General features: G+C 64.8%; 21 protein-coding genes and 1 tRNA gene. 4 read left to right on the top strand and 18 right to left on the bottom strand.

The annotated features are described in order from the left end of the window. The first annotated feature begins 75 nt into the window (after positions 1-75). Positions 76-564, top strand: a complete 489-nt coding sequence (locus C8P66_RS18515) for a hypothetical protein (protein ID WP_111399771.1) — start codon at positions 76-78, stop codon at positions 562-564. A 15-nt stretch (positions 565-579) separates the two neighbouring features. On the opposite strand, the gene C8P66_RS18510 is transcribed toward C8P66_RS18515, so the two are convergent. Continuing rightward, positions 580-993 carry a hypothetical protein gene (locus C8P66_RS18510; RefSeq protein ID WP_111399770.1) on the bottom strand — a complete coding sequence of 138 codons (414 nt, stop codon included), beginning with the start codon at positions 991-993 and terminating at the stop codon, positions 580-582. Next, on the bottom strand, positions 987-1,229 hold the full coding sequence (locus C8P66_RS24490; protein ID WP_281271360.1) for a transposase family protein: 243 nt from the start codon (positions 1,227-1,229) through the stop codon (positions 987-989). Before C8P66_RS24490 ends, C8P66_RS18510 begins: the two co-directional genes overlap by 7 nt. Before the next feature lie 197 nt (positions 1,230-1,426). On the opposite strand from C8P66_RS24490, the gene C8P66_RS18500 reads away from it, so the two are divergent. After that, a tRNA-Ser gene (locus C8P66_RS18500) sits at positions 1,427-1,516 on the top strand. Between the two features lie 303 nt (positions 1,517-1,819). Here the strand turns inward: C8P66_RS18500 and C8P66_RS18495 are convergent. The 16 genes from C8P66_RS18495 to C8P66_RS18425 form a co-directional block, all read right to left on the bottom strand. Continuing rightward, positions 1,820-3,775, bottom strand: a complete 1,956-nt coding sequence (locus C8P66_RS18495; RefSeq protein ID WP_158537304.1) for a DNA phosphorothioation-associated putative methyltransferase — start codon at positions 3,773-3,775, stop codon at positions 1,820-1,822. A gap of 214 nt (positions 3,776-3,989) precedes the next feature. Beyond that, the gene (locus C8P66_RS23640) at positions 3,990-4,865 is read right to left on the bottom strand and encodes a hypothetical protein (RefSeq protein WP_146422953.1); all 876 of its coding nucleotides are present in this window, start codon (positions 4,863-4,865) and stop codon (positions 3,990-3,992) included. A gap of 35 nt (positions 4,866-4,900) precedes the next feature. Then, entirely contained in the window at positions 4,901-6,034 is a 1,134-nt protein-coding gene (locus C8P66_RS18490) for an AAA family ATPase (protein ID WP_158537303.1), read from the bottom strand. Next, positions 6,031-7,527 (bottom strand): FtsK/SpoIIIE domain-containing protein, encoded by a 1,497-nt coding sequence (locus C8P66_RS18485; protein ID WP_146422951.1) that lies wholly within the window; start codon positions 7,525-7,527, stop codon positions 6,031-6,033. Before C8P66_RS18485 ends, C8P66_RS18490 begins: the two co-directional genes overlap by 4 nt. A 1-nt stretch (position 7,528) precedes the next feature. Next, complete coding sequence (locus tag C8P66_RS18480) at positions 7,529-9,553, bottom strand: AAA family ATPase (protein WP_111399765.1); 2,025 nt, start codon at positions 9,551-9,553, stop codon at positions 7,529-7,531. Then, positions 9,550-9,768, bottom strand: coding sequence for a DNA modification system-associated small protein (locus C8P66_RS24830; protein WP_111399764.1), 219 nt, complete (start codon positions 9,766-9,768; stop codon positions 9,550-9,552). Before C8P66_RS24830 ends, C8P66_RS18480 begins: the two co-directional genes overlap by 4 nt. A gap of 52 nt (positions 9,769-9,820) precedes the next feature. Continuing rightward, positions 9,821-10,255, bottom strand: coding sequence for a DndE family protein (locus C8P66_RS24825; protein WP_111399763.1), 435 nt, complete (start codon positions 10,253-10,255; stop codon positions 9,821-9,823). A gap of 81 nt (positions 10,256-10,336) precedes the next feature. Then, positions 10,337-12,583 carry an AAA family ATPase gene (locus tag C8P66_RS18465; protein WP_111399762.1) on the bottom strand — a complete coding sequence of 749 codons (2,247 nt, stop codon included), beginning with the start codon at positions 12,581-12,583 and terminating at the stop codon, positions 10,337-10,339. Further along, entirely contained in the window at positions 12,580-13,701 is a 1,122-nt protein-coding gene (gene dndC / locus C8P66_RS18460; protein ID WP_111399761.1) for a DNA phosphorothioation system sulfurtransferase DndC, read from the bottom strand. The genes C8P66_RS18465 and dndC overlap by 4 nt, the downstream gene beginning before the upstream one ends. Further along, a complete protein-coding gene (locus tag C8P66_RS18455) occupies positions 13,698-14,849 on the bottom strand; it encodes a cysteine desulfurase family protein (protein WP_158537302.1) in 1,152 nt (383 codons plus the stop codon). Before C8P66_RS18455 ends, dndC begins: the two co-directional genes overlap by 4 nt. Positions 14,850-15,250: 401 nt before the next feature. Then, positions 15,251-15,649 (bottom strand): hypothetical protein, encoded by a 399-nt coding sequence (locus tag C8P66_RS18450; protein ID WP_111399759.1) that lies wholly within the window; start codon positions 15,647-15,649, stop codon positions 15,251-15,253. Next, a complete protein-coding gene (locus C8P66_RS18445; RefSeq protein WP_245903666.1) occupies positions 15,646-16,965 on the bottom strand; it encodes a recombinase family protein in 1,320 nt (439 codons plus the stop codon). The genes C8P66_RS18450 and C8P66_RS18445 overlap by 4 nt, the downstream gene beginning before the upstream one ends. Positions 16,966-16,991: 26 nt before the next feature. Next, complete coding sequence (locus tag C8P66_RS18440; RefSeq protein ID WP_111399757.1) at positions 16,992-17,498, bottom strand: DUF2924 domain-containing protein; 507 nt, start codon at positions 17,496-17,498, stop codon at positions 16,992-16,994. Positions 17,499-17,730: 232 nt separating this feature from the next. Continuing rightward, positions 17,731-18,492 carry a hypothetical protein gene (locus C8P66_RS18435; RefSeq protein ID WP_111399756.1) on the bottom strand — a complete coding sequence of 254 codons (762 nt, stop codon included), beginning with the start codon at positions 18,490-18,492 and terminating at the stop codon, positions 17,731-17,733. Beyond that, a complete protein-coding gene (locus C8P66_RS18430) occupies positions 18,492-18,779 on the bottom strand; it encodes a helix-turn-helix domain-containing protein (protein ID WP_111399755.1) in 288 nt (95 codons plus the stop codon). Before C8P66_RS18430 ends, C8P66_RS18435 begins: the two co-directional genes overlap by 1 nt. Then, positions 18,776-19,507 carry a hypothetical protein gene (locus tag C8P66_RS18425; RefSeq protein ID WP_111399754.1) on the bottom strand — a complete coding sequence of 244 codons (732 nt, stop codon included), beginning with the start codon at positions 19,505-19,507 and terminating at the stop codon, positions 18,776-18,778. The genes C8P66_RS18430 and C8P66_RS18425 overlap by 4 nt, the downstream gene beginning before the upstream one ends. Positions 19,508-19,800: 293 nt before the next feature. Here C8P66_RS18425 and C8P66_RS18420 point away from each other — a divergent pair, with 293 nt between their 5' ends. Next, the gene (locus C8P66_RS18420) at positions 19,801-20,409 is read left to right on the top strand and encodes a sigma factor (protein WP_158537301.1); all 609 of its coding nucleotides are present in this window, start codon (positions 19,801-19,803) and stop codon (positions 20,407-20,409) included. Between the two features lie 41 nt (positions 20,410-20,450). Further along, positions 20,451-20,834 carry a hypothetical protein gene (locus C8P66_RS18415; protein WP_245903664.1) on the top strand — a complete coding sequence of 128 codons (384 nt, stop codon included), beginning with the start codon at positions 20,451-20,453 and terminating at the stop codon, positions 20,832-20,834. The last annotated feature ends 5 nt before the right edge of the window (positions 20,835-20,839 follow it).

Raw genomic sequence — 20,839 nt, 5'->3', positions numbered from 1 at the left:
CAAGCCCTAAGCTCTTGCAGCAATGCATCAGGCTGCGAGACGATCCGGATGTCCGCCAAGCGCAGAGGAAACGCCATGACCGATCCCGCCGATAAGTCCCGCCTGAAACGTCGCATCCTGATGCTGAATTTGGCCGCGGCGACGACGGTGCTGGCACCCGCCCTACCCGCTGCAGCCCAGGGGACGAAGGGCGGCCGGGGGACCGGTGTTACGGATTCCGACCCCAATGACGGCCCCGGCAATGGCCGGGGCCGTCGTGGCACCGGCGTCACCGATTCCGACCCCAACGATGGCGCGGGCAATGGTCGGGGCCGCCGCGGCACCGGCGTCACCGACTCCGACCCGAACGACGGGCCCGGCAATGGTCGGGGCCGCCGTGGTACCGGCGTTACCGATTCGGACCCGAACGACGGGCCGGGCAACGGCCGCGGCCAGCGTGGCACCGGCGTCACCGACTCCGATCCTAATGACGGACCCGGCAATGGTCGGGGCCGCCGTGGCACCGGCGTTACCGATTCGGACCCGAACGACGGACCGGGCAATGGCCGCGGCCGCCGGAAGTAGCGAAAAGCGGCGGCCTCAGGCGCCGGGATAGGGCCCTAGCGCCTCGGTAAATCGCCGGGCGCAGGCAAGCCCGAAGGGAGTTGGAGCCAAGGCGGGCGAGCGCTCCACCCCTTCGGGCAAGCCCATGCGCCAGGCGGTCATCCGTTTCCCATAGCAGAGGAACATCGCCACGCCCTGCATGGCGAAGGCGATCATCGGCAGGATTCGGGCGTAAAGCGCCTCGGCGGCGGCCCAGTCACCCACCGCGGCGGCCCCATAGACCCGAATCTGGACGTCGGCACATTCCGGCGCCGGGATCATCCCGGCGCAGCCGGCACGCAGGCAGTCGGTCAGTTCTAGCCCCGCCCGACCATTGAATACGGTAAGGGCCCCACCGCAGGTGGCGACCAGACGCTGCACCTCCACGGCGCTGTCCTCGGCCTTCACCAAGCGGATATTGGCGTGTGCTCTGGCGAGGTCCGCGATGGCCCGGGCCGACAGGCTAAGGGGAGCTTCTCGCGCCCCCAAAAGCGGACCTCGACGAAGTCCTCGGCCCCCGACAGTGTCGCGCACAGCACCAGGAGCATGATCTCGGGCAAGGGATACAGCACCTTGCCGGGCTGCCGTGGCTCGTCCAGCGCCGAGAAATGCCCGATCAACGATCGCTGGCCACACACATCCGCCATCCCTGCCTCCCAACCTTCGGAGACAGACATGAATCACACCAGCCCGCGCCGCTCAAAGCATGAGGGGGTCAGGCGATTGCCCTGCGTGATGCTCCCCAGTTTTGCTTAGGATGGAGCATGGCGCGAGCCGGGTGGGTTGCGAACTGGTGACAGCGCGGGTTGCGGGGTCGCGATGCCTTGCCTAATAGGGGCGCATTGGACGGGTGGCCGAGCGGTCGAAGGCGCACGCCTGGAAAGTGTGTATACGCGAAAGCGTATCGTGGGTTCGAATCCCACCCCGTCCGCCAGTTCATGTACGAGCCGCACTCTCCACTTGGCCGACCGCCGCGCTGAGTGGCAGGTTTCCTGGGGTTTTCGGAGCAGACCTGTTGACTGGCCGGACGCGGAGAAGGCGGAAAATCGCTCTCCGGAGGCCCTTTCTCTCCGGACCTCCTGACTTGGGCGTTTTGGTACGGAACTCAAAAACCCAGGTCAAAGGCGGGTTTCAGCGAGGTTGGCGCTTGTCCTGGTTCGAACCCCACTTGCCCGAAATCCGTAACTCGAGTGCAAACACTTTGGTACGGCACGGGACGAAGGAACGTGTGATCGCATCAGCTGATTGGTCCCGCCTTCGCTCGACGCAGCCGCAGTATTTCGTTCAGCTCGGCATAGCGTGGTCCCCGCCCCTCCTCGTCAGCGATTCCAGCCGCCACAAGCTTGCGGTCAAAAGCGATTTGATCGGCTGCCCCGGGTGCGTCTCGTGGCAAGAAGCACCCTATGAGATACAAGACCATGCCATCAGGTTGGTCGACCGAAACCCTAAGCCGAGTAAGGTCTACGCGGGTGCGTTCGGAGCAGATGGGCAAGCGAGCTGTTGCATCTTTGCAGGCAAGGAAGGTAAACCGCCGGCCATCCAGCTTAATGTCGATGAAATCCGCTCCTTCTGTACCTCCACGTAGAATGCCGGCGCAGCCCACGAGCACCCGTAGCACAGCGCCCAGACGGTTCAGGGCGGGTGCATAGAAGCGGAACGTGCCGACGTCCCGCATGCCACCCAGCCCGCCCTCAACGGCGGCATTCACTGCATGACGCACTACCTCCGGCTTTCCGACAGAGAACAGCAGCGTATTCGCCTCTTGGATCGCCACGGCGTGGCTGCCAAAAAAGGCGCGGAGATCTCTTTGCATCGGACGCGGCAAGGTCGTGTAGCGTGGTGCGCCAGGAAACAAGGTGAGAGCAAGGTGAATCAGAAGGTCTTCCTTGCGGGCTGCGGCGGCCGCGGCAAGCCCCGCACGGTTGAGTGAAACGGAGAGGCATAGGTCAATGGCCCGCGCTGCCGACACGTTGGCAGCCCGTAGCCGCTCGCGGAGGGCATCGGGGATCTCCTCGATATCGAGGATGCGGCCACGGTCGATGATGGCTGCCCAAAGCATTTGCAACTCGGCGCTGATTCGCTCGGCGAGATCAGGGCGGGCATTGACCGCCCGGCGAGGGCGGTCTGGGGCATGCCAGCCGGAGTGCCTCGTGATATCGCGGATCTGACGCCTGAACAGGACCTCCTGCTCCAGATCCTTATCCCGGAATACGACAAAGATACCTGGGGCAAACGCAACCGGCGCTTCGCCGACGGTTTCGGCGATGAAGTCACGCAGCTCCTGCTGAGCGAAGTACTTCTGGAAGGTCTCGCGTGCAGTAAGGTAGCCATCTCCATGGGGCCGAAGGGCGCCGAAGCTATATTTGCCGATCGGCATCACGGCGACGCAAAGAGCCCGCCTCGCAAATCTATAAGCGGCAGTGAGGGTTTCAGCGCGTTCATGCCGATCCTCGATGACGTTCAGCACGAAGCCAAGGTTGACCACGTCAGCCGGCCGCCGCAGGCCGTCCGGCGCATAGTGAGGATCCCACCCATGCGCCTGGAAGCCATTCGCAGCCAGTGCAGCTACATCGTCGCCCTGGCCGCACCCGTAGTCGAGCACAGTGTCGATCTCCGTGAGGATTCGATGATTGACGAGTAACTGAACGGGCTGAGACAAGTCGCGGCGAGCGATGGCCGTTCGGTGACGAACTACATCGACGAGTGACGTTTCCAGTCGGCGAAGCTTCGGGCCTCGGACTACAAGCCCGGCAGCCTCGACACGCTCCAACCATGCTTTCCGGGTCCCAATGCGATGAGGTTCGCTGAAAAGATTGTGCTCCTCTGCCAGTCGCGTTATCGCCGCGAATGGAGGGCGGCGGGGGTCATCGGGCTGGAGTAAGGTCTCCTTGCGGTGAAGGATCGGTGGATTTGCGCGGCTGCGGTAATCGGTCTTCGAGGTCTGACCATCCTCAAGATTGACGCGGGTGGCAGCAAGCAGAGCCGGGAACGCGGCGTCGTCGAAGGACTCGTACAGCAGGAGGGAGACGGCCGTGGCCTGCACCTTGGCAACATTCCAGGGTGGATGATCAGAGGCTGCGTCGGCCTTCTCGATGCGCTCGCGTACATGCGGTTCAGCCACGCAGAGTGCCGACGCGTGCAGATACAGCGCATTTCCAACACGCTTTCCCAACTGGCGTGCCGGAGCGGTCATGGCGGCAGGAGCGAAATTGGTCCGGCGGAACTTGGCGTTGTCATGGGCTGTCTCAATATCGCGACACTTGGCCGCCCGGGGCCTCCTCGACATCACCAGCGAGTGTTCTGGTCAAGAGGAGCGGTGGGCTGGCGCGAGCGCCTGCAAGCATCTCATCCGTGTCGCCCCCGAGAATGCCCTCCCGTGGAGCGCGATGCATCAAGTTTGAAGCAGGTCAGCTGGCGAAGGTGCTCGGTGTAACGTCAGCAACACGAAACAATGCCGTCCGGAATGCGTTCGGATACCCCCCCTTGCATACATCGCGAAGGAGCGCGCCCTCCACTTCATCGCCGAGGTTTCCGTGCAGCTGCCTCAACTTCGCCAGCAGTTCCTTGCCATCTGCTATCCGAAGGAGCCAGCTGCGCCTGGCTGTTGGTGAAGAGGCAACCCCTCGTAACGCGCCCCGGGCACTACGCCCCGTCTGGATCAGCTGCGCCACGAACGTTTTCCAATCAATCTTTCCACCCGAAGTGACGGCCGCCACGACGATTTTTCTGACCTCCGCCGATGGAGCGTGCCCAAAAATCTTGGTGTTGAGGATCCCACGCATCTCGCCGCGGCTGTGAAAATACGCCGACGTGTATTTGTACACTGAGGCTCGAATGAAGCGGCTGACGTTGTTGTCAAGGCTCTGCGCTACTTGAGCGGGGGGGTGACGGTGGAGACTTGCCGCTGAGCGAAGACTAGAGATGATCGCGGGCACGTCCGCGTTCTCGAAGTAAACGTTCTCAAGCTCGTGGACACCGAGGAATATAAGGCCGTCTGTTGCTGGAACAGTGAAAATGGTCTCAGTGCAGTACAGCAGCGCCTGAGTGGCGCCGACCGACGCGGCCACCTCGCCATCGAGCAGGCCAAAAATTCGCTTGTTCCCAGGGCGCAACTCCGTAACACGGTCGCGTACGGCCTTGCAGCCGCCTTGACCCGCACCGGCGGAGGCGATTTGAAATTCGATATCAGCCTCGTAGCCGGCGCCGACTATCGCTTCAAACGCGTTCTTGTCACCAGAGCCCTCGACCAGGAAGATGGTTCGTTTGCTGTACCGATACTTCACGCTCTCTGGGTCGCCAATGGCTGATAAACTAGGCATCAATTCATCTCGTGCTCGATCATGTATCCACCCTTGCTGAGCCCATCCTCCGGCCAGTCGTGCCGGAATGTCCCCATCAGTTCCATGTTGTGTGTGGTGAAGATCGTCGTCACGTGGCGACCCGGCTGACGGACCATCGTCTTTAGGGCGGCAACCATCCGCTGCATCCAGCGCGGATGGAGGTGGTTCTCTAGCTCGTCGATAAGGATGATTGTGTTTCGGGTCATATGAGAAATGGTACGGACGTAGAATTGTAGTAGCGCCCGCTCGCCCTGGCTCAGCCCAGAAAGCGGGTGGCTCCCGGTAGACGTCTCAATGAAGGTCAAGAGTTCGCGTCGAATCGGGCGCCGGATGGATTTTGCCTTCTCGTCGCGGAAGAGGTTCAAATTGAGAAATTCGATCAGCTCTTCAATTCGGCCATCATCAATCCACTCTAGCCATATTAGTAAATTGTCGATCGAGTTGCCCCAATCCGCTCCATCGGAACCGAACCTCTGGGCCGGTTGGTAGCCGAAATTTTGTGGGCGCCGAACCACGCGCTCGTCAGTTGGGGCAACGATCGTCCGATCCGCGGGGAAGAGCAGAACAGTTGGAAGATCTTGGGAGACACCCCCTAGTGCCGTCGGCTGCTCGTTCCATCCCAACTGGATCGCGCGGAGAAGTATGGCGCCAAGATCGTTGCTGCCATCTAAAGGAAAGGTTCCCGTTGGGTTGCGCCCCAGGCCAAGCCTTGCCCAGACTTCCGCCTCTGCATCTTCAGTGATTTGATCCTTAGTCCAGCTTCGGATCGGTGTCTCCGTGCCAGTCCATAGCGAGAGAAGTACGGTTCGCTCCACGCCATCGATCGACCACGTGGCGCGGATGTCGAGCTGGGCCCGGCCGGTCTCTAACGGGTCGGTGAAGCGGCCAATGGGTGTCTCGTTAATTAGTCCAAACAGTCCGAAGATCGAGTTCAGTGCTGTCGTCTTCCCCTTTCCGTTGGGCGCCAGCAGCATGTACATGTTGGCAGGTGCGCGGCTCCCAGATTGGTCGAGTCCGAACAGCTCGAAGTGCTCGACGCCTTGTTGGAACGGACCGATCTCGTCTAGCCAGAGATGGAGCGGCTGCCATTGCGTGATCGAGAGGCTCGTCATCGGGCAAGCGCCTCCTGGATGTCCTGGGTTGTGACGCGGCATCCGTGCGCACGCTCGGTTGGACGTCCTGCCAAGCGGATCAGCATGTCGCCACGCATGAGCAATGACTCCGCTCCCCCCTCGTCCAGGATAATCCTGGACTCGGAAGCCTTCTGGACAGTCAACGCGATCCGGCTCGGCACGTTGGACCGCAGGAGGCCCGGGAAGGTCGCGGCCTCGGGCCGCTGCGTGGCGAGGACCAGGTGGATGCCGGAGGACCGCGCCTTCTGCGCCAGGCGGATCAGCGGGACCTCGATCTCGCGCTTGGTCATGAAGAGATCGCCCAGCTCATCTATGACGGCGACGATCCGGCGCAGTCCAGCACCGCGCGCATTAGCCTCGGCGATATTGCGGACGTCGAGCGCGCTCATCACTTCCTGGCGCGCGCCCATCTCGGCCACAAGCTCATCGAGCGCACCCATCGCGTCATCGGCGCTGGTCACCGGCTTGCCACCGCGCACGTTCCGGTTGCCGGCGTAAGCATTGAACTCGACAGCCTTGGGATCGATCAGGAGCAGCTCGGGCGGGGTGGGACCTGTCAGCATCGACAGCAGCAGCGCGTGGAGACACATGCTCTTGCCACTTCCCGTCGTGCCGCCGACGAAGAGGTGAGGCGCCTCGGCAAGGTCGAACACGAACGGCGCTCCGAGAACATCGGTTCCCATGCAGCCGGGAAGGGCCATTGCCTTAGCGGCGGGGCTACCGAGTGCGTCGCGCACCTGTGACCAGTCCACGGTCCGCCACGTGGCCGCCGGCCTCGGGATGGAGAGGTAGACGCGACGTTCGCCCGGCGCAAGCGACGAGGTCACAGCGTTCTCGCCCCAACCAAGGGCAAAGGCGATCTTGCCTAGCCCCTTCCGGAGCCGGTCCAAATCCTCGAGCTCGGCCAGCTCCAGCTCGAACCTACTGATGCGCGGGCCCTCGCGCGTCTCAACCACGCGTGCTCCCACTCCGATCTGTCCTAGGATCCGCGACACGCGCTCCGCGAGTTCGGGGGCCATCTCGCCTGCAGTGGCGGCCTCTCCCCGGTCGAAGAACAATTCACGCAACAGGTAATCCGCGAAGGAACTGTCCTCCTTCCACTCTTCGGTGATATCGCGGATGCCGCGCCGCAGATGGGCCTGGAGGTGTCGGTGGAATTCGCCCTCGTCCGCGAAAAGATCAGTTCCGGTATAGACGGAGAGTAAGGCACGGTAGACGTCAGTGTAGTCTTCGTCCTGCTCGGCGCCCTCCCCAGTGAGCTGTCTAGCGTGAATTTCTGATCCGCCTGTCACGCCGGACTGCTCAGCAAAGCGTTTCAAGTCCGGTGCTTCGGTGATCTGGAGCGATCGCGCCAGTGCGATCCGAGCGGCCGACCATTGGGGATCCCTTTGGCCCCTTTGCCCCAGACCGTCCGCGAGGATCTTGTTGAGCAAGCCCCGCTCCTCGACGCTGAGGTAAACACGGTCGACCATGTCAGGCCTGCACCAGCGTGCCACCGCGCTCTGCGCGCGCACTGTCACCGCTATCGTTCACAATTTTAAACTGCTCGGCGACCCGATCCCGGATGAGGTCGAACCGGCGCCTGTCGATCTCGGAGTTTGTCGGCAGGATGATTACTTGGCGGGCCAGTCTCGGATAGTATGTATGCAGCATGTTGTCCTGGTTCTCGCGGTCGATCCGGCCCAGCGGCGTGTCGATGATCACAGGCATGTCGAGTTCAGAAACGTCCTTGAGCGACCAGAGGAGCGCAGTGGCCGCAAGCTGCTTAAGGCCGCTCGACAGGCTGGACCGGCCAACCTCACGCCCCTGTGCGTCGAAGTAGGTCATGGTGTAAACGTCGTCTATCGTCAGCCTATCGACCAGCGGATGCATGACGAGTTCGCGGAAACGAGCGTTGAGCCTCTCCTCGAGGCGCACCCTGATCGAGCGGCGGAGCGCTTCGCCTAGCTCGTTAAGCGCGAACTCTACCTTACTGATGAATTTGGCTTCGTCCCGCTCACGGGCGGCAGCCTCTTGCGACTCGGAAAGGACGGATAGCTTGGCCTGCAGCGCGGCAATCCGCGCTTCCGCATCCTTCCGCTTCTCGAGCTGCTGCCCCTTGCGAACGGCGCGCTCACTCTGCTGGTCCTCGATTTCGGCAATCGCCCGGACCACGCCCTTGTACTGTTCTAGGTTGGCTTGGGAGCCGACTTCAATCTGCATGAGCGCTTCCTCGGCGGTCTGCAACTCACGCTGCAGCCGGCGAAGCGCCTCGAGTTCGCTGGCCTGCGCCCGATGAATATCGTTCCCGGCCGCGGCCCAGCGCGCAAGCATAGCCTGTAGGCGCTCAGCCCTCAGAGGATCCAGCGAGGCGAAGGGGCCACCTGCACCGCGTGGCAGTTCTCCCCTCATCCGGTCGAGCAGCCGCTCGGCAAGGTTCTCTGCAACCTGCGTCCCGAGAGCCGCCTCCTCAGCAAGCCAGCTTGGCATGCGACCGGCGATCCGGGCAAGAAACCGCTCCTCTGCCGCACTAAAGCTTTGCACACGCTGCTGCGTGGCCGCCAGGGCAGCCCGTACTAGCGCCAAGTTGGCGACCACAGGTGCTGTCGGAGGAACTTTGCTCGCGATCCGGCTTGTGATTTCCTGGATGTCCTCTCCGATCTGCTTGCGCCGCGCCTCCAGTTCGGCGCGCTGCGCCTCTGATGCGCCAGTGCTGAGGTTCTCTCGGCGCACGTTGAGGCGCTGGAGTTGCACTGCGTCGAGCGCGAGCGCCTCCTCGATCCCCGCGATGGATTGCTGGGCGGATTTGCTGTCGCCCTTCGCCTTCACGAGATCCGCCTCTACGATCGTGTAGTCGTGCAGGAGCTTCTCGCCCATATCACGCCGGCGTCGTTCCGACCCGATCACCTTTAGCTCGGTAGCGAGCTCCGTAATGAATGTAATCCGAAGCAGCCGGTCGAACTCCGCCTGATGCCTAGCCTCACTCTCGGCCAGCTCCTTTATGTCCTCGCCGTCGAAGAAGAAAAAATCCACAAACTCCGACGGCATAAGGTCGCCGATACGATCCTTTGCTACGTCTCCGGTAAGACGCTCGCCCCCAACGTATATGACGGCATTCTCGTCGAAGCTGCCAGGCTTCAGGATCCAGCGGCGCTCTACAGTGATGGATTGGCCGTTTTCCGTTGTCCACGAGGCCATGACCCTGGCCGTTGGCGTGGTGCCGTCGCGCGCCGCTCGCCGCGCGGCCTGCCGGTTGATGAGGCCGGACCATCTGGCGCCGTCGCCGGCCACGAACTGCCGCTCAGGCAAGACTGTTGGCGGAAAGCCGACCGTTCTGCTTTTCTCCGGACGGATTCCTACGAATAGGAGCTTGATGGCACGCAGGAAGCTGGTCTTACCCATCCCGTTACGCCCCCAAATGAGGACGATGTTACGATCCCCGTTCTCCTCGGGGAAATCGAACGGCACTAATCCCTCATAGGCGAAGATATTCTCGAGCTCGATCTTAGTGAATCTCACCGGTCAGCTTCCTTCCCGGCCTGACTGGCCGAGAGCGCCCGGTCTAGAATCGCGCTGATGTCCCTCCGTAGGGCGGGCCGGGCGCCCCAGCCGTGCAGGTTCTGATGCCTGCGCTCAAGGTTGAGGAGGTCGACAATCAGGTCTGCTGAGACCCCGGTTTTGCGGGCTACGTCCTCCACGACGTCGCGGTACTCGGTCGCAAGGTTTACCGCCACATCGGATCTCCAGCTACTGGACTCGGCTGACAGGGGCGCGGTGTCTCACGGCTCACCGGGGCGTTCGCAACAGCTGCGCCGCCAGGTCGGCCGCCGCGTTAGCCGAGCTGCGTAGGTTATCCCAAAGGAGTCCGGCGCCCCGTGCCCAGTGCGCGGCGACAAGTTCCTGCAGCTCGCGCCGGGGCAGCGGTCCACGGCCTGCGTGCTCCACGATAAGGCTCATCCAGAGCCCGATCCCGTCGGCACCCTGCCCGAACAGCGTCTCACCCCTTATGGCCTTGCCATCCACACTAGCGATGGGTGCCGGCCGCGTGTCTAGACCTAGCGAGCGGCCGATTGCGAGCCGGGCAGGCTGATATCTGTACTGGAGGCCAAGTGCACGCTGCAGGGACGCTGTCGCGGTTTCCCCCGATCGCGACGTGCGGAAGTCGAGTCTTCCCACGTCGGAGATCCCGATCGGTGCTGCCACAGCGGCCGCCGTATTCATACCATGTTCCCCTTTGCCGCTGAACAGTGCGCTTCCAGATTAAGTCTGATCAAGCCATCAACCATGCTTTTATCGATTTGATTAAGGTACGAGGACGGGATCGTAACCCGGTGAGAACCGGCTCACACCCACGCCCGTGCCTGGATCCACCGAATGGACGAGGTGAACGGCTCCCGCGAGGACCGGCTCAAGCTGCTGCAGGTGGTGGGCGGCAACCTCCTCCGGCTGCGTCAGCAGGATGGTCTGGGATCGCCGTCCGCCTAGCATCGCCAGGACGCTCTCGCGGTGCCGCGTGTCCAGCCTGCTGAGCGGGGTGTCCACAACGAGCGGCAGTCGGTCGCCCACTATGCTGCCCACCGCAGCGATGAGCGCCATAGCGAAGAGCTGGCTCTCTCCGGCCGAAAGACGGTAGTCGGTCACGTCGGACCCAGCTTGGTCGTAGATGGCGACCGTGCCGTCTGGACCGATCTTAATCCGCGACACTTGGTTCTTGTGCGCCAGGGCCCGGAAGCTCCGGGTGACCGCTTCGCCGAACCGGCTGTACTCCACGTCGGCGATCGCGGCCATTTGCGCGTCGAGCGACGCGGCCAGGGAGCGCGCCACGCCCGCGCCATGCATGCGGGGCTCGGCCTCGCGCAGAAGGAACGCCTGGCGGACCACCTCTGCCCGCAAGGGCTCCATTTTTGACCTGAGCGCCTCGATGATACCGCGGAGCGAACCGCGCTCGCCCTCGGCGGCTTCGATGGCCGCGCTAAGCTGCGCAAGATCCCGCTGGGCGTCTGCCCGCTCGGACGAGCGCCGTTCTTGCTCCAGTGCCGCTTGCTGGGCTTCGGCGAGCCCCTGAACGGCCCCCCTAAGCGATCCAGATGCCTCCTCAACCTGCGTCCGGCCATTCGTGAAGGCGGCGCGGAGACGCGCGGCCACAACGCGCCGCGCATGTCTGTCGAGGTGCTGGTGCGCATCTTTATAGTGGACGCCTTCCATCGGCCGAAGTGCCTCCACGAAGCGGCACCTGAGCGTCGCGATCTGGTCCTCAGCCAGCGGCGGATCGACTGAAACGAATCGCGCCCAGAGTGCGTCCACCACATCCGGCTCGAGTTCCGCCAGATCCGCCCCCAGCTCGGCCTCGATAGCCTCCGCCGTGCGTCCCGCCAGCCGCTGGCCTGCGAGGAGTAGAGGACCATGCTCGCCGATCACGTCCGCAAGGACCCGCTCGACGCGCTGACGCTCGGAAGTAAGCCTGTGCTCGGTCTCGAGGAACGCTTGGAGATCGGCATGGGACCCTGCCGAGAGCGATGAGATGCGGGCGAGTGCAGCGTCCCGCTCGGCGCGGCGATCCGTTAGGACGGCATCGATGCCGGCGAGGCGTGCCGAGTTCCCAGCTATTTCCGCATCAAGCTGGTCCAGCTCAGCCTGCGTTCCCGTGAGGTCGACAGTCCGGTCGCCGACAAAGTCACGTTCACGGTCGCGAGCATAGGCGCGGAGATCATCCGCGAGCCCACGCAGGTCGTCGAGGCCGAGCATCCGCGCAACGGCGGAACGCACCTGGTCGGACAGCCGACGCTCCGCCCATCGCTCGACCTGCTCGCCGTCGAATACGAAGAAGGGCGCCAAGCTTGCAGGCATTATTCGGCGCTCAATTTCCTCCTGGTACCAGTCGCGGGCAAGGACGCCGCCGGGCGTCACGAGCAGGTGCCGGTCGTCGCCGACTCTGACCAAGAGCTCCTCCTCGTCCTCGACGAGCTCGCCCTTCTCGTCGAAGTACCACTTTCGCTCGAGGGAGACGGGGCCATCCGCGGTGTCGAAGTCCATGAAGACGCTGCACATTCCCTCGAGGCACGCCTTGGACGAGCGGTGAAGAGTGCGCTCGAGAAGCTTCCGGTAGCCGCGGCGCTGGCCGAACCGGCCGCCGGTCGCATGCATCAGGAAGCCGACGTCGCTGATCGCGCGCCGGCCGAACAGCCCGAGAGCGAAGGCCTCAAGGATACTGCTCTTCCCGAACCCGTTTGCACCTCCGACAACCACGATTGGACGCCTCCTCCCACCGTCCGGAAGGAGCAGGTCCGCCCGCTCGAACGACTTCCAGTTCCGCAGCCGTAGGCGTGTTAGCCGGACGGCCTCACCGCCTGCGGCGGAGGGAAGGTCGACGACGGAACTTTCTCTCTCGGGCTGCTCCGCACCGGACAGGAGGCTATCCATTGCCGAGAACAGCGGACGCCTATTTCCGGCGCCCCCCGTCGCCGCGCGGATCGCCATCAGCGTGGCAACGATCTTTCGATTTCCCGGGGTCTCGACCGCGAAATGGCTTAGCTCGGGGACGTAGTTCACGCGCCGGTTCCTATTGAGTCCGCGACCCAAAGCCGATGGATCGCCTCGATTTCCTCGAGGCTGATGAGCTGGAAACCGACTTCCTCCTGCGTCTCAAGCAATCGGACGAGGATCTCGCGGCGCGCGTCGAGGGTGAAGGGGCCGGGGATGAGGCGCCCCTCCCCCACGAAGTTCAGCTGGCCATTGCGTCGGCGCGGTGACCGCCGGCGGTTGTCCTCTCTGATTTCCTTCAACCAGTCGCGTAGCGCGAGCAGTGGCTCCAGGTTCTCATGACCGGCATCGACGAAGGCCTCCGCGCTGCGGTCCTTCTCCACTACAGTGCACGTCCAGCATCCGAAGCGCGATGACTTAGTCCCGCAGGAGGGGGCCTCCTCGCGATCGGTCACCAGCGGACACTCGCCCCCGGCGGCGTTGCGGTAGATGGTGACGAGCTCGCGATGACTTCCGCCCCATGGCGGCGCCGACTGCAGTAGAACCTGCCAAACCTCCTCGGTGGTTAGGTCGACGATTGGTTTGTATATCATGCAGCCATGGAGGGTGTTGTGCGGGTTCAGCCGCTCGCCCGCGTTCTGGTAACGAAATACGCTGACGGCCCGCTGTGCCGATTCCGCGGCCCGGACACCGAGCAGCATGATCACACGTCCGGCGGCGTCGACCTGCTCGCGGATATAGCGAGACGTGGGCGCGATCTTCATTCGGTCAGTGCACCAACGGAACATTCGGCTGGGGGACGGATAGCCGCGTCCGATCAGATTAACCCAGAAGGTCTGGTCGACGTCGGGCACCGTGCGCGCGACGGTGACAGGTAGCCGCAGCGGCTCGATGGAACGCGCGATGCGATCTAGCACCGCGTCGAGGTGCCGAGCGATCACCGGGGACTCGACGAGCGTGTCATTCGCGACAACGTGCACAGGCCTTACCCGCTGCCGCGGAGGCAGGGCGAGTAGCATCTCAAAGACCAATTGTGCGAGGAGCGTGCTGTCCTTCCCGCCGGAGAACCCGATGATCCAGGGCGAGTCGTGGGGCTGGCGGTATTCGTCCCGAAGCTCGTCGAGGATTGCGGCGATCCGCTCGTCGAGCGGCGCCTCGGCGGTGGCGGGCAGTGCGCTTGTGGTCACGCGACCCTCCGGCGCGTGGAGCGCAGCGTCGTGACTGCCTCGGCTATGGCGTCGCCGGCCGCCAGTACCTCCTCTGGCGTGGTTGACCGCCCGAGGCTGATCCGCACGGCCCCTTCCGCGCGCTCGCCAGTCACGCCGATGGCGGCGAGGACGTGTGATGGCTCGAGCGACGCGGACGTGCAGGCCGATCCGGTGGAGAGGGCGACGCTTGGGCGCAATCTGAGCACGAGTGCCTCGCCATCTACGCCATCGAACGAGATGTTTATGTTGCCGGGAAGACGAGCGGGACCGCCGTTGACTGAGACGCCGCCGAGGTCGGTCAGCCGCAAAAGCAGCCCGTCGCGGAGCCTCGTGACCCGATCTGTCTCCCCTCCCATCTCGTCGCGAGCGAAGCGGCAGGCCTCGCCGAACGCGACGCAGAGCGGCGCCGGAAGGGTGCCGGGCCGTAGGTTCGCCTCTTGGCCCCCGCCATGAAGGATCGGCCGCAGGTGCCGGCGGAGCGAGCGGCGGATGAAGAGCGCGCCGATGCCCACTGGGCCGCACATCTTGTGCGATGAGATGCTGGCAAGATCGAGTAGTGCAGCGTCGATAGGAAGTTTTCCCGCGGCCTGGGCGAGGTCGGAGTGGAAAAGCGCCCCTGCAGAACGGGTGATTCGGGATATCTCGGCGATCGGCTGGATCGTGCCGATCTCGTGGTTGGCCGCCGCTATCGAAACAAGGCCTGCGGCTCCGCCCAGCATCCGCTCCAGCTGGCCCAGGTCGACGACGCCGGACGAAAGCAGGGGCACCGTCTCTACACTGGCGGAGAAAGCCGCGGCGGCGGCCATGACCGAGGGGTGCTCACCGGCGGAGACCAGCACACGGGGGAAGTGAGACGCGGCAAGCCAGTCTCGCAGGCCGCCGATGGCAAGGTTGTTCGATTCGGTAGCACCTGAAGTAAAGAGGATCTCTGCAGACTCAGCGCCAATCAGCTCACCCACCTGGAGGCGCGCCTCCTCGACAGCGCGCCGTGCAATATCGCCCGGCTGGTGGGCCGAGTGGGGATTCGCGTCGTATTCCCGGAAGGCACTGGCCAGACGGTCGGCGACACGAGGGTCGATGGGTGCATGCGCCTGATGGTCGAAATATATAGGTCCTTGATTCGGCAAGATATTGGCCTCCCACGGGCGCACACCCCAACATAGCCGACGCCGCGGATGCTAGCGGCAATCTATAGTGCGATCTGTTAGGCCGGAGAAGCGTCCCGGCTGGGCTTCTGTGAATAGGCGGTGACAGCTGGGGAAGAAGGAGCCCCCCGCTGCCGATCGTCCAAAGCGTTCCGGCTATCTCCGGAGGCAGCAGTTGCAGTCGCACAACCTTCAACAGCCCTGGATCATCGCGCGTTAGGACGACTATCCTGCCTTCAGCGCGCCCGGCTCCAGTCTCGGACGCCGCTATAGTGTCAGCGGCAAGCTTGAATTGATCTGTGTCCCGGCGACTTTGGCCCCTCCCGCAAGCCAGGCGGTGCCGCACGAGTGGTGAGATAAGCCAACTCGCTGTTCACGCGGTTTCAGCCTACTCGCTTTTCGGAGAATGCCTGAAGCTGCTCCGTCCACTCTGCCATTAGCCGCTCCATAAGCCCCGGCAGCGTCATCCCTGGATGCTGCCGCCCATCCAAGATCGCCTCGACGATCTTCGGCGCCAGCAGCGTCAGGCGCAGCAGACGGGAGACGTAGGACGAATTGATCTTCTCCGCCGCCGCCAGTTCGTCGATCGTGCCATAGCGCCCCGCTTCAAGCATTCGCCGCCACCGGAACGCCCGGGCCAGCGCCTTCACCAGCGTGGTGTCCGCAGCCGAGGGGCCCCGGTTCGTGGTGCCGCCCGGCGCGATCATCAGCTTCCGCCCGCCCCGCGGCTTCCGGACCGCCAGAGGCACCCGAACGGTCAGCATCTGCGCGGCGCCGGTCATGCTGCGGCCCTCGCGGATTCGGGTGGCGTGGCCAGGTCGCGCGCCAGGCTGGCCAGTCCCTCCAGCTTCAGCCGCACGTCAGCGCCGCCTACCCCGATGTCCACCCGGTCGACCAGGAGGCGGATAATCCGCGCCTGCTCCGCGGGGAAGAGCTCCTCCCAAAGCGGGTCCAGCCGCTCCAGCGCCAGCCGGGCTTCGCCCTCCGTCATATCCGGCGCCGAGGCCCGTGCCGCGCGCCAGGCCCCGAGCACCACCTCCGGCTGGCGCAGCAGCCCACGGACCTGCGCGATGACCGCGCCCTCGATCTCGGCGGCGGAAATGCGCGCGATGGCCGGGCCGTCCGCGGCGCTACCCTTCAGCACCGACTGGCTGACATAGTAGCGGTACTGCTGCCCGCGGCGCCCCCGCGCATGGGTGGGCGACATCGCACGCCCGTCGCTGCCGAAGATCAGCCCGCGCAGCAGCGAAGGCGTCTGGCACCGCGTGCGGTTGGCGCGTGTCTTCGGGCTGATCGACAGCAGGGCGTGCGCCGCGTCCCACATCGCCTGGGGCACGATGGCAGCGTGCTCGCCCGGGTGCGACTTCCCTTTGTGCATCGCCTCGCCGAGATAGGTCCGGTTGCTGAGCACCCGATACACGTCGCTCTTGGTGAAGGCGCGGCCGCGCTTCGTGGTGGCGCCTTCGGCCCGGAGCATGGTGACCAGCTTCGTACCGGATTCCGTCTCGACGAAGCCTTCGAAGATCCGGCGCACCAGTGCCGCCTCCGCCTCGTTCACCAGCAGCTTGCGGTCCTTGGCGTCGTAGCCGAGTGGCACGAAGCCCCCCATCCAGATTCCGCGCGCCCGTGACGCCGCCACCTTGTCGCGGATGCGCTCGCCGATGACCTCCCGTTCGAACTGCGCGAAGCTGAGGAGGATGTTCAGCGTCAGCCGACCCATGCTGGTGGTCGTGTTGAACGACTGCGTGACGGAGACGAAGGTCACGCTGTTCGCGTCGAACACCTCCACCAGCTTGGCGAAGTCCATCAGCGCGCGTGACAGCCGGTCGATCTTGTAGACCACCACCACATCGATCAGCCCGCGCTCAATGTCGGCCAGGAGGCGCCGCAGTGAAGGTCGTTCCAGCGTGCCGCCGGACACGCCGCCATCGTCGTAGCGATCGCGGATGAGCACCCATCCCTCCGACCGCTGGCTGGTGATGTAGGCCTCACAAGCCTCGCGCTGCGCATCCAGCGAGTTGAACTCCATGTCGAGCCCTTCCTCGCTCGACTTGCGCGTGTACACCGCGGCGCGGATCTTCCTCACCGTGGCCGGCATGGCGGCGTCGGCGGCTGGCTTGCGCTTCATGCCGTGCCCCTCCGGTTCTTCAGGCCAAAGAACAGCCAGCCATTCCAGCGCGTGCCGGTGATGGCGCGCGCGATGGAGGAGAGCGACTGGTAGGGGCGCCCCTGATACTCGTAGCCGTCGTGCAGCACAGTGACGCTGTACTCGACTCCCTGGTACTCGCGGATCAGCCGCGTGCCGGTGATCGGCTTGTCGTCGCCGCGGATGCGCCGGAGGACGGGATTACCGCCGTCGAGCTGTTCACCGAGGGCCTCGAGGCGCTGGATCGTCTCGGGCTTCAGGCCGCCATAGGCGAGCTCTTGAATGCGATAAGCCAGCCGGCTCTCCAGGAAGCGCCGGTTGTAGGGCGGCGGTTCGGTCGCAAAAAGCTCCCGCCACTGCTGCTTCAGGTCAGGCGTGGGGGTGGTCTTCAGCGCGGCGAGCCGGCCTAGCACGTCGGCCGGCGGGATGGCGGGGATGGTCCGCGCCGGCGGGGTGCCAGCTTTGGATTTGGTGGCGCGTTTCATGCGGGTCTCCGGTTGGTCCGGTTCGCATGCAGGCGCTGGGGTGCCAGGAAGTGTAGGTCAGGCTCTCCGCGGTCGGCGTCCTCGCGCGCAGCTTCCTCGGCAGCGCGGCTGCGCAGCCGCACCAATCCCGCGGCAAGGATGGTGCACACCTCACGCAGGTGCGGCGGAAGGTGGCCATTGATTGGGTTCGGCAGGGGCATCGGGATCCAGCACGCATTGTCCTGCCTATTCTCTACCGCCTCGCCACCCGCACCTTCTCAGCCGGCCGGCTCGGCGCGGCGCCATGCACCGCCGTCAGTGCCGACGGTCGTCCGATATTCGGCTTCACGGTCGGCCAAATCCGGCTCAGACGCGCCTTGATCGAGCTGTCGCAGGGCACATTGTCGGGTCCCAACTGATCGGCAAACCAGTCTTGGATCATCCGCAGCCATTCAGCCTGCGTCGCCGGTGGTCCCGGGTCGTAAATGGTCTTCGCGATCTCGCACCAGCAGCCTTCCCAATCGAATTTGGGCGGAGCACCGCGTGACTTCTCCCGCCCGTTCGCGCCTGCCACGGCAGCGATCGCAGATTGGGCACCGCCGATCCCCTGCGCCTCCTGGAACCGCTCCATCTCGGCCCGGCGCACCACCAGCGACTGGCGGTCGACCAGGATCGTGCCGCGCTCATCATCCTGGTCCGGGAGATCAAGCACCTCCCCCTGCAAGCCGCAGAACCGCCCGATGGCCTGCGAGCCATTCAGCAACACGGACCAGGCATCGACGCTGCGGATGTCCATGGTTCCGACGATCCAGCGCGTTCCGGTCGGAATGCTGAACGGCCGCCCGTCGGCATCCTCCTCGACTTCGCTGGTTTCGACACGCAGCCCACCAACCGCGATCGACAGGGTCAACTCGCTCTCCAAGGCATAGGCGGCAATGTCGGCTTCCGAGAGCGACCAGCGCTCGCAAAGCTCGGCCAGCCCGTAGAACGGCTTGCGGGGGAAAGGTTTGGCCATCACCTCTCCGTCCGATCGATCGCGCGCAGCCGACGATAGGCACGTACCACCTTCGCCATATCCGTGCGCATGTCAGGTGGCAGGCGCTGCGCCTCGACAAACACATCATCCAGGCACAGGCCGAGGATCGCGGCAGCGCGCTCGATGAGCTGATCCCGCGGCGGGCTCTCCATGTCGCGTTCGATCCGCGACCAATAGGCCGCTGAGATCCCCAGCCGATCGGCCATGTCGGTCATGCCGATCCCAAGCGCGGTCCGGCGCTCCCGGATGATCCTGCCAAAGCTCACAGCCCTGCTCCTTCAATCAAGCCGTAGCGTTGCAGTCGCACGGCGATGAATCTGTCCGAGACGCCGAAATCACCGGCCAGCGCCGCCACGACACCCGCCAGGGCTTCCTCGGGCGTGTCGCGGGCGAGGACACGGAATCCGGGGCGTCCCCGATGTGGCGCATGCACCATCAGCAGCTTCTCGGCCCGCGCATGCGCGACCATGCGAAGATGCAGTGGCGAAGGCGGCACCAGCAGCGCCCCCATGAATTCATTGGCACGTCGCTCGGACAGCAACGTGGCCCGATCGAGGCAGCCAGGGTCGGCCGTCACCGACCGATAGCGCCGTGCGGGCTGCTCTACGGCGGATGGCACGTCGAACACGATGTGGCCAACCTCATGCGCTGCCGTGCTGAGCGCCAATTCTGGCCGGTTGGCCATCATGCCCGCATTGACCGACACCAGCGCCAGCCCCGGTGCCGCGGGGTCGGTCTCGCAGATGCCCAGCACAGCGCGGCCGTCCTCATCATGCACTGCATGGGCGAAGTCCCACTCGGCGGTGATCTGCCGGCTGTTGACCTCGAGCACGCTCGCCGTAGCAGCCAGCGCTCCCGCATCCAACGCCCAGGCGCTGTCCCTCCGCGCGACGACGCGGCGCAATTGGGCGGCGACAGCCCAGACAGCCTCGGCCGTGAGCCGATGCGGGACGCCGGTCTGCGGGTGGTGGGCATAGGTCAGGGATACCGGCATTGCGGCAAGCCTCGGTTGATGACGTGAGGGGTTAAGGCGTGTGTTCCTTTTATGTTCCTCACCCGTGCTGAGTCCAGCATCGCGAACAAGTGCCAGTCATTAAATCTTCGCACCGAAATCCCACGCGGCGCCCGGACCCGGCGTAGTCCTCGGAAACCTCTGGTTTTCCTGCCGGCCAAGAATATGCCGGCACAATCCTGGCCGGCATTTATCGCCTTTGTTGGTCAATCGGCCGCAGCGCCTCGTGGTCCGGTCCGCTCATCGACGCAACCAGCGCGATGCCGGAGCTAGACATGATCACACAACGCACTTCGGACCCCGCCGACCGACCCGCCTGGGACCAGCCACAATTGCGCCAGGCCCTCTCCACCGCCCGGCACCGGGCCGCCCGGGGGGCGCGCCGGCTGCAACTCTCCGCCCCCGACCGGGAGGACCTGTGCCAGGACATCCTGGTCGCCATGCTGCAACGCAGCCGGCACTTCGACCCGGAGCGCGGCGCGTGGTCGACCTTTGTCGGGTTCGTCGCCCGGCATGTCGTCGCCGACCACGCGCGCATCCAGCGCGACCTGCCGCAGCCGGTCTTTCTCCCGCTCGAAGTGGATGCGTTCCCTAACGGCTGCTCAGCGACCCAGCAGGATCACAGCGATCCGTGCCTGGAACTCGACCTCCAGCGCGTGGCCGAGGAACTGCCGACCGCGCCGCAATCCATCCTGCGGCTGCTGGCCGCCGAGGGGGATGTGCCGAGCGCGCAGCGGGCCAGCACCCAGTCCCGCCCGACCTTCTACCGCTCGGTCGCCGATCTCCGCTGCTGGCTGCACGCGACGGGCCTTCGCCCGAGGCGCGGCAGCGCGCGCGCCCAGCTCACTGCGCCGGCTGAGAAAAACCCACCCACCGATCCGTAGAGAACAAGAGCCGAACCATGCGTTCCAGGGAGAGCCGACCGATGCACCTCGTGCACCTCACCACCCATTTGCTGCCACCCGCCCAGGTGTCGAAGGCCAACGTACCGACGACCATCGTCGTGAGCGAGAACGATCTCTGCGACCGCCTGGCCGATGCGGTGCCCGGCGATACCATCACCTATCACATCGGCATGCTGGCTCGGGATCGGGCACCCCAGACGCAGGTGCTTAGCCCGGATCGCTGCCGCGATCTCGGCGCTGTCGCCGACCGTGTTCTGCAACTGGCCGAGGCCGGCTGGGTGCATCTGGTGCAGCGCCGGCTCGGCGAGGAGCGCTTCGCCTACCTGCTGATCGTGCGACCTCGGCCGCGCGCCCTCCGCGGCGCGGCCATGCCGGTCCCCGCTGCTCTCAAGCAGGCGGCGTGAGGCCA

The organism is Humitalea rosea, from assembly GCF_003253705.1.
GTDB classification, from domain to species: domain Bacteria; phylum Pseudomonadota; class Alphaproteobacteria; order Acetobacterales; family Acetobacteraceae; genus Humitalea; species Humitalea rosea.
This window is presented reverse-complemented; position numbering and strand designations above follow the sequence as displayed.

Coding starts and splice junctions, on each gene's coding strand:
- C8P66_RS18515 (WP_111399771.1), top strand. CDS start 76: ATGACCGATCCCGCCGATAAGTCCCGCCTGAAACGTCGCATCCTGATG.
- C8P66_RS24490 (WP_281271360.1), bottom strand. CDS start 1,229: ATGGCGGATGTGTGTGGCCAGCGATCGTTGATCGGGCATTTCTCGGCG.
- C8P66_RS18495 (WP_158537304.1), bottom strand. CDS start 3,775: ATGACCGCTCCGGCACGCCAGTTGGGAAAGCGTGTTGGAAATGCGCTG.
- C8P66_RS18490 (WP_158537303.1), bottom strand. CDS start 6,034: ATGACGAGCCTCTCGATCACGCAATGGCAGCCGCTCCATCTCTGGCTA.
- C8P66_RS18485 (WP_146422951.1), bottom strand. CDS start 7,527: ATGGTCGACCGTGTTTACCTCAGCGTCGAGGAGCGGGGCTTGCTCAAC.
- C8P66_RS24825 (WP_111399763.1), bottom strand. CDS start 10,255: ATGAATACGGCGGCCGCTGTGGCAGCACCGATCGGGATCTCCGACGTG.
- C8P66_RS18450 (WP_111399759.1), bottom strand. CDS start 15,649: ATGACCGGCGCCGCGCAGATGCTGACCGTTCGGGTGCCTCTGGCGGTC.
- C8P66_RS18445 (WP_245903666.1), bottom strand. CDS start 16,965: ATGCCGGCCACGGTGAGGAAGATCCGCGCCGCGGTGTACACGCGCAAG.
- C8P66_RS18440 (WP_111399757.1), bottom strand. CDS start 17,498: ATGAAACGCGCCACCAAATCCAAAGCTGGCACCCCGCCGGCGCGGACC.
- C8P66_RS18435 (WP_111399756.1), bottom strand. CDS start 18,492: ATGGCCAAACCTTTCCCCCGCAAGCCGTTCTACGGGCTGGCCGAGCTT.
- C8P66_RS18425 (WP_111399754.1), bottom strand. CDS start 19,507: ATGCCGGTATCCCTGACCTATGCCCACCACCCGCAGACCGGCGTCCCG.
- C8P66_RS18420 (WP_158537301.1), top strand. CDS start 19,801: ATGATCACACAACGCACTTCGGACCCCGCCGACCGACCCGCCTGGGAC.
- C8P66_RS18415 (WP_245903664.1), top strand. CDS start 20,451: ATGCACCTCGTGCACCTCACCACCCATTTGCTGCCACCCGCCCAGGTG.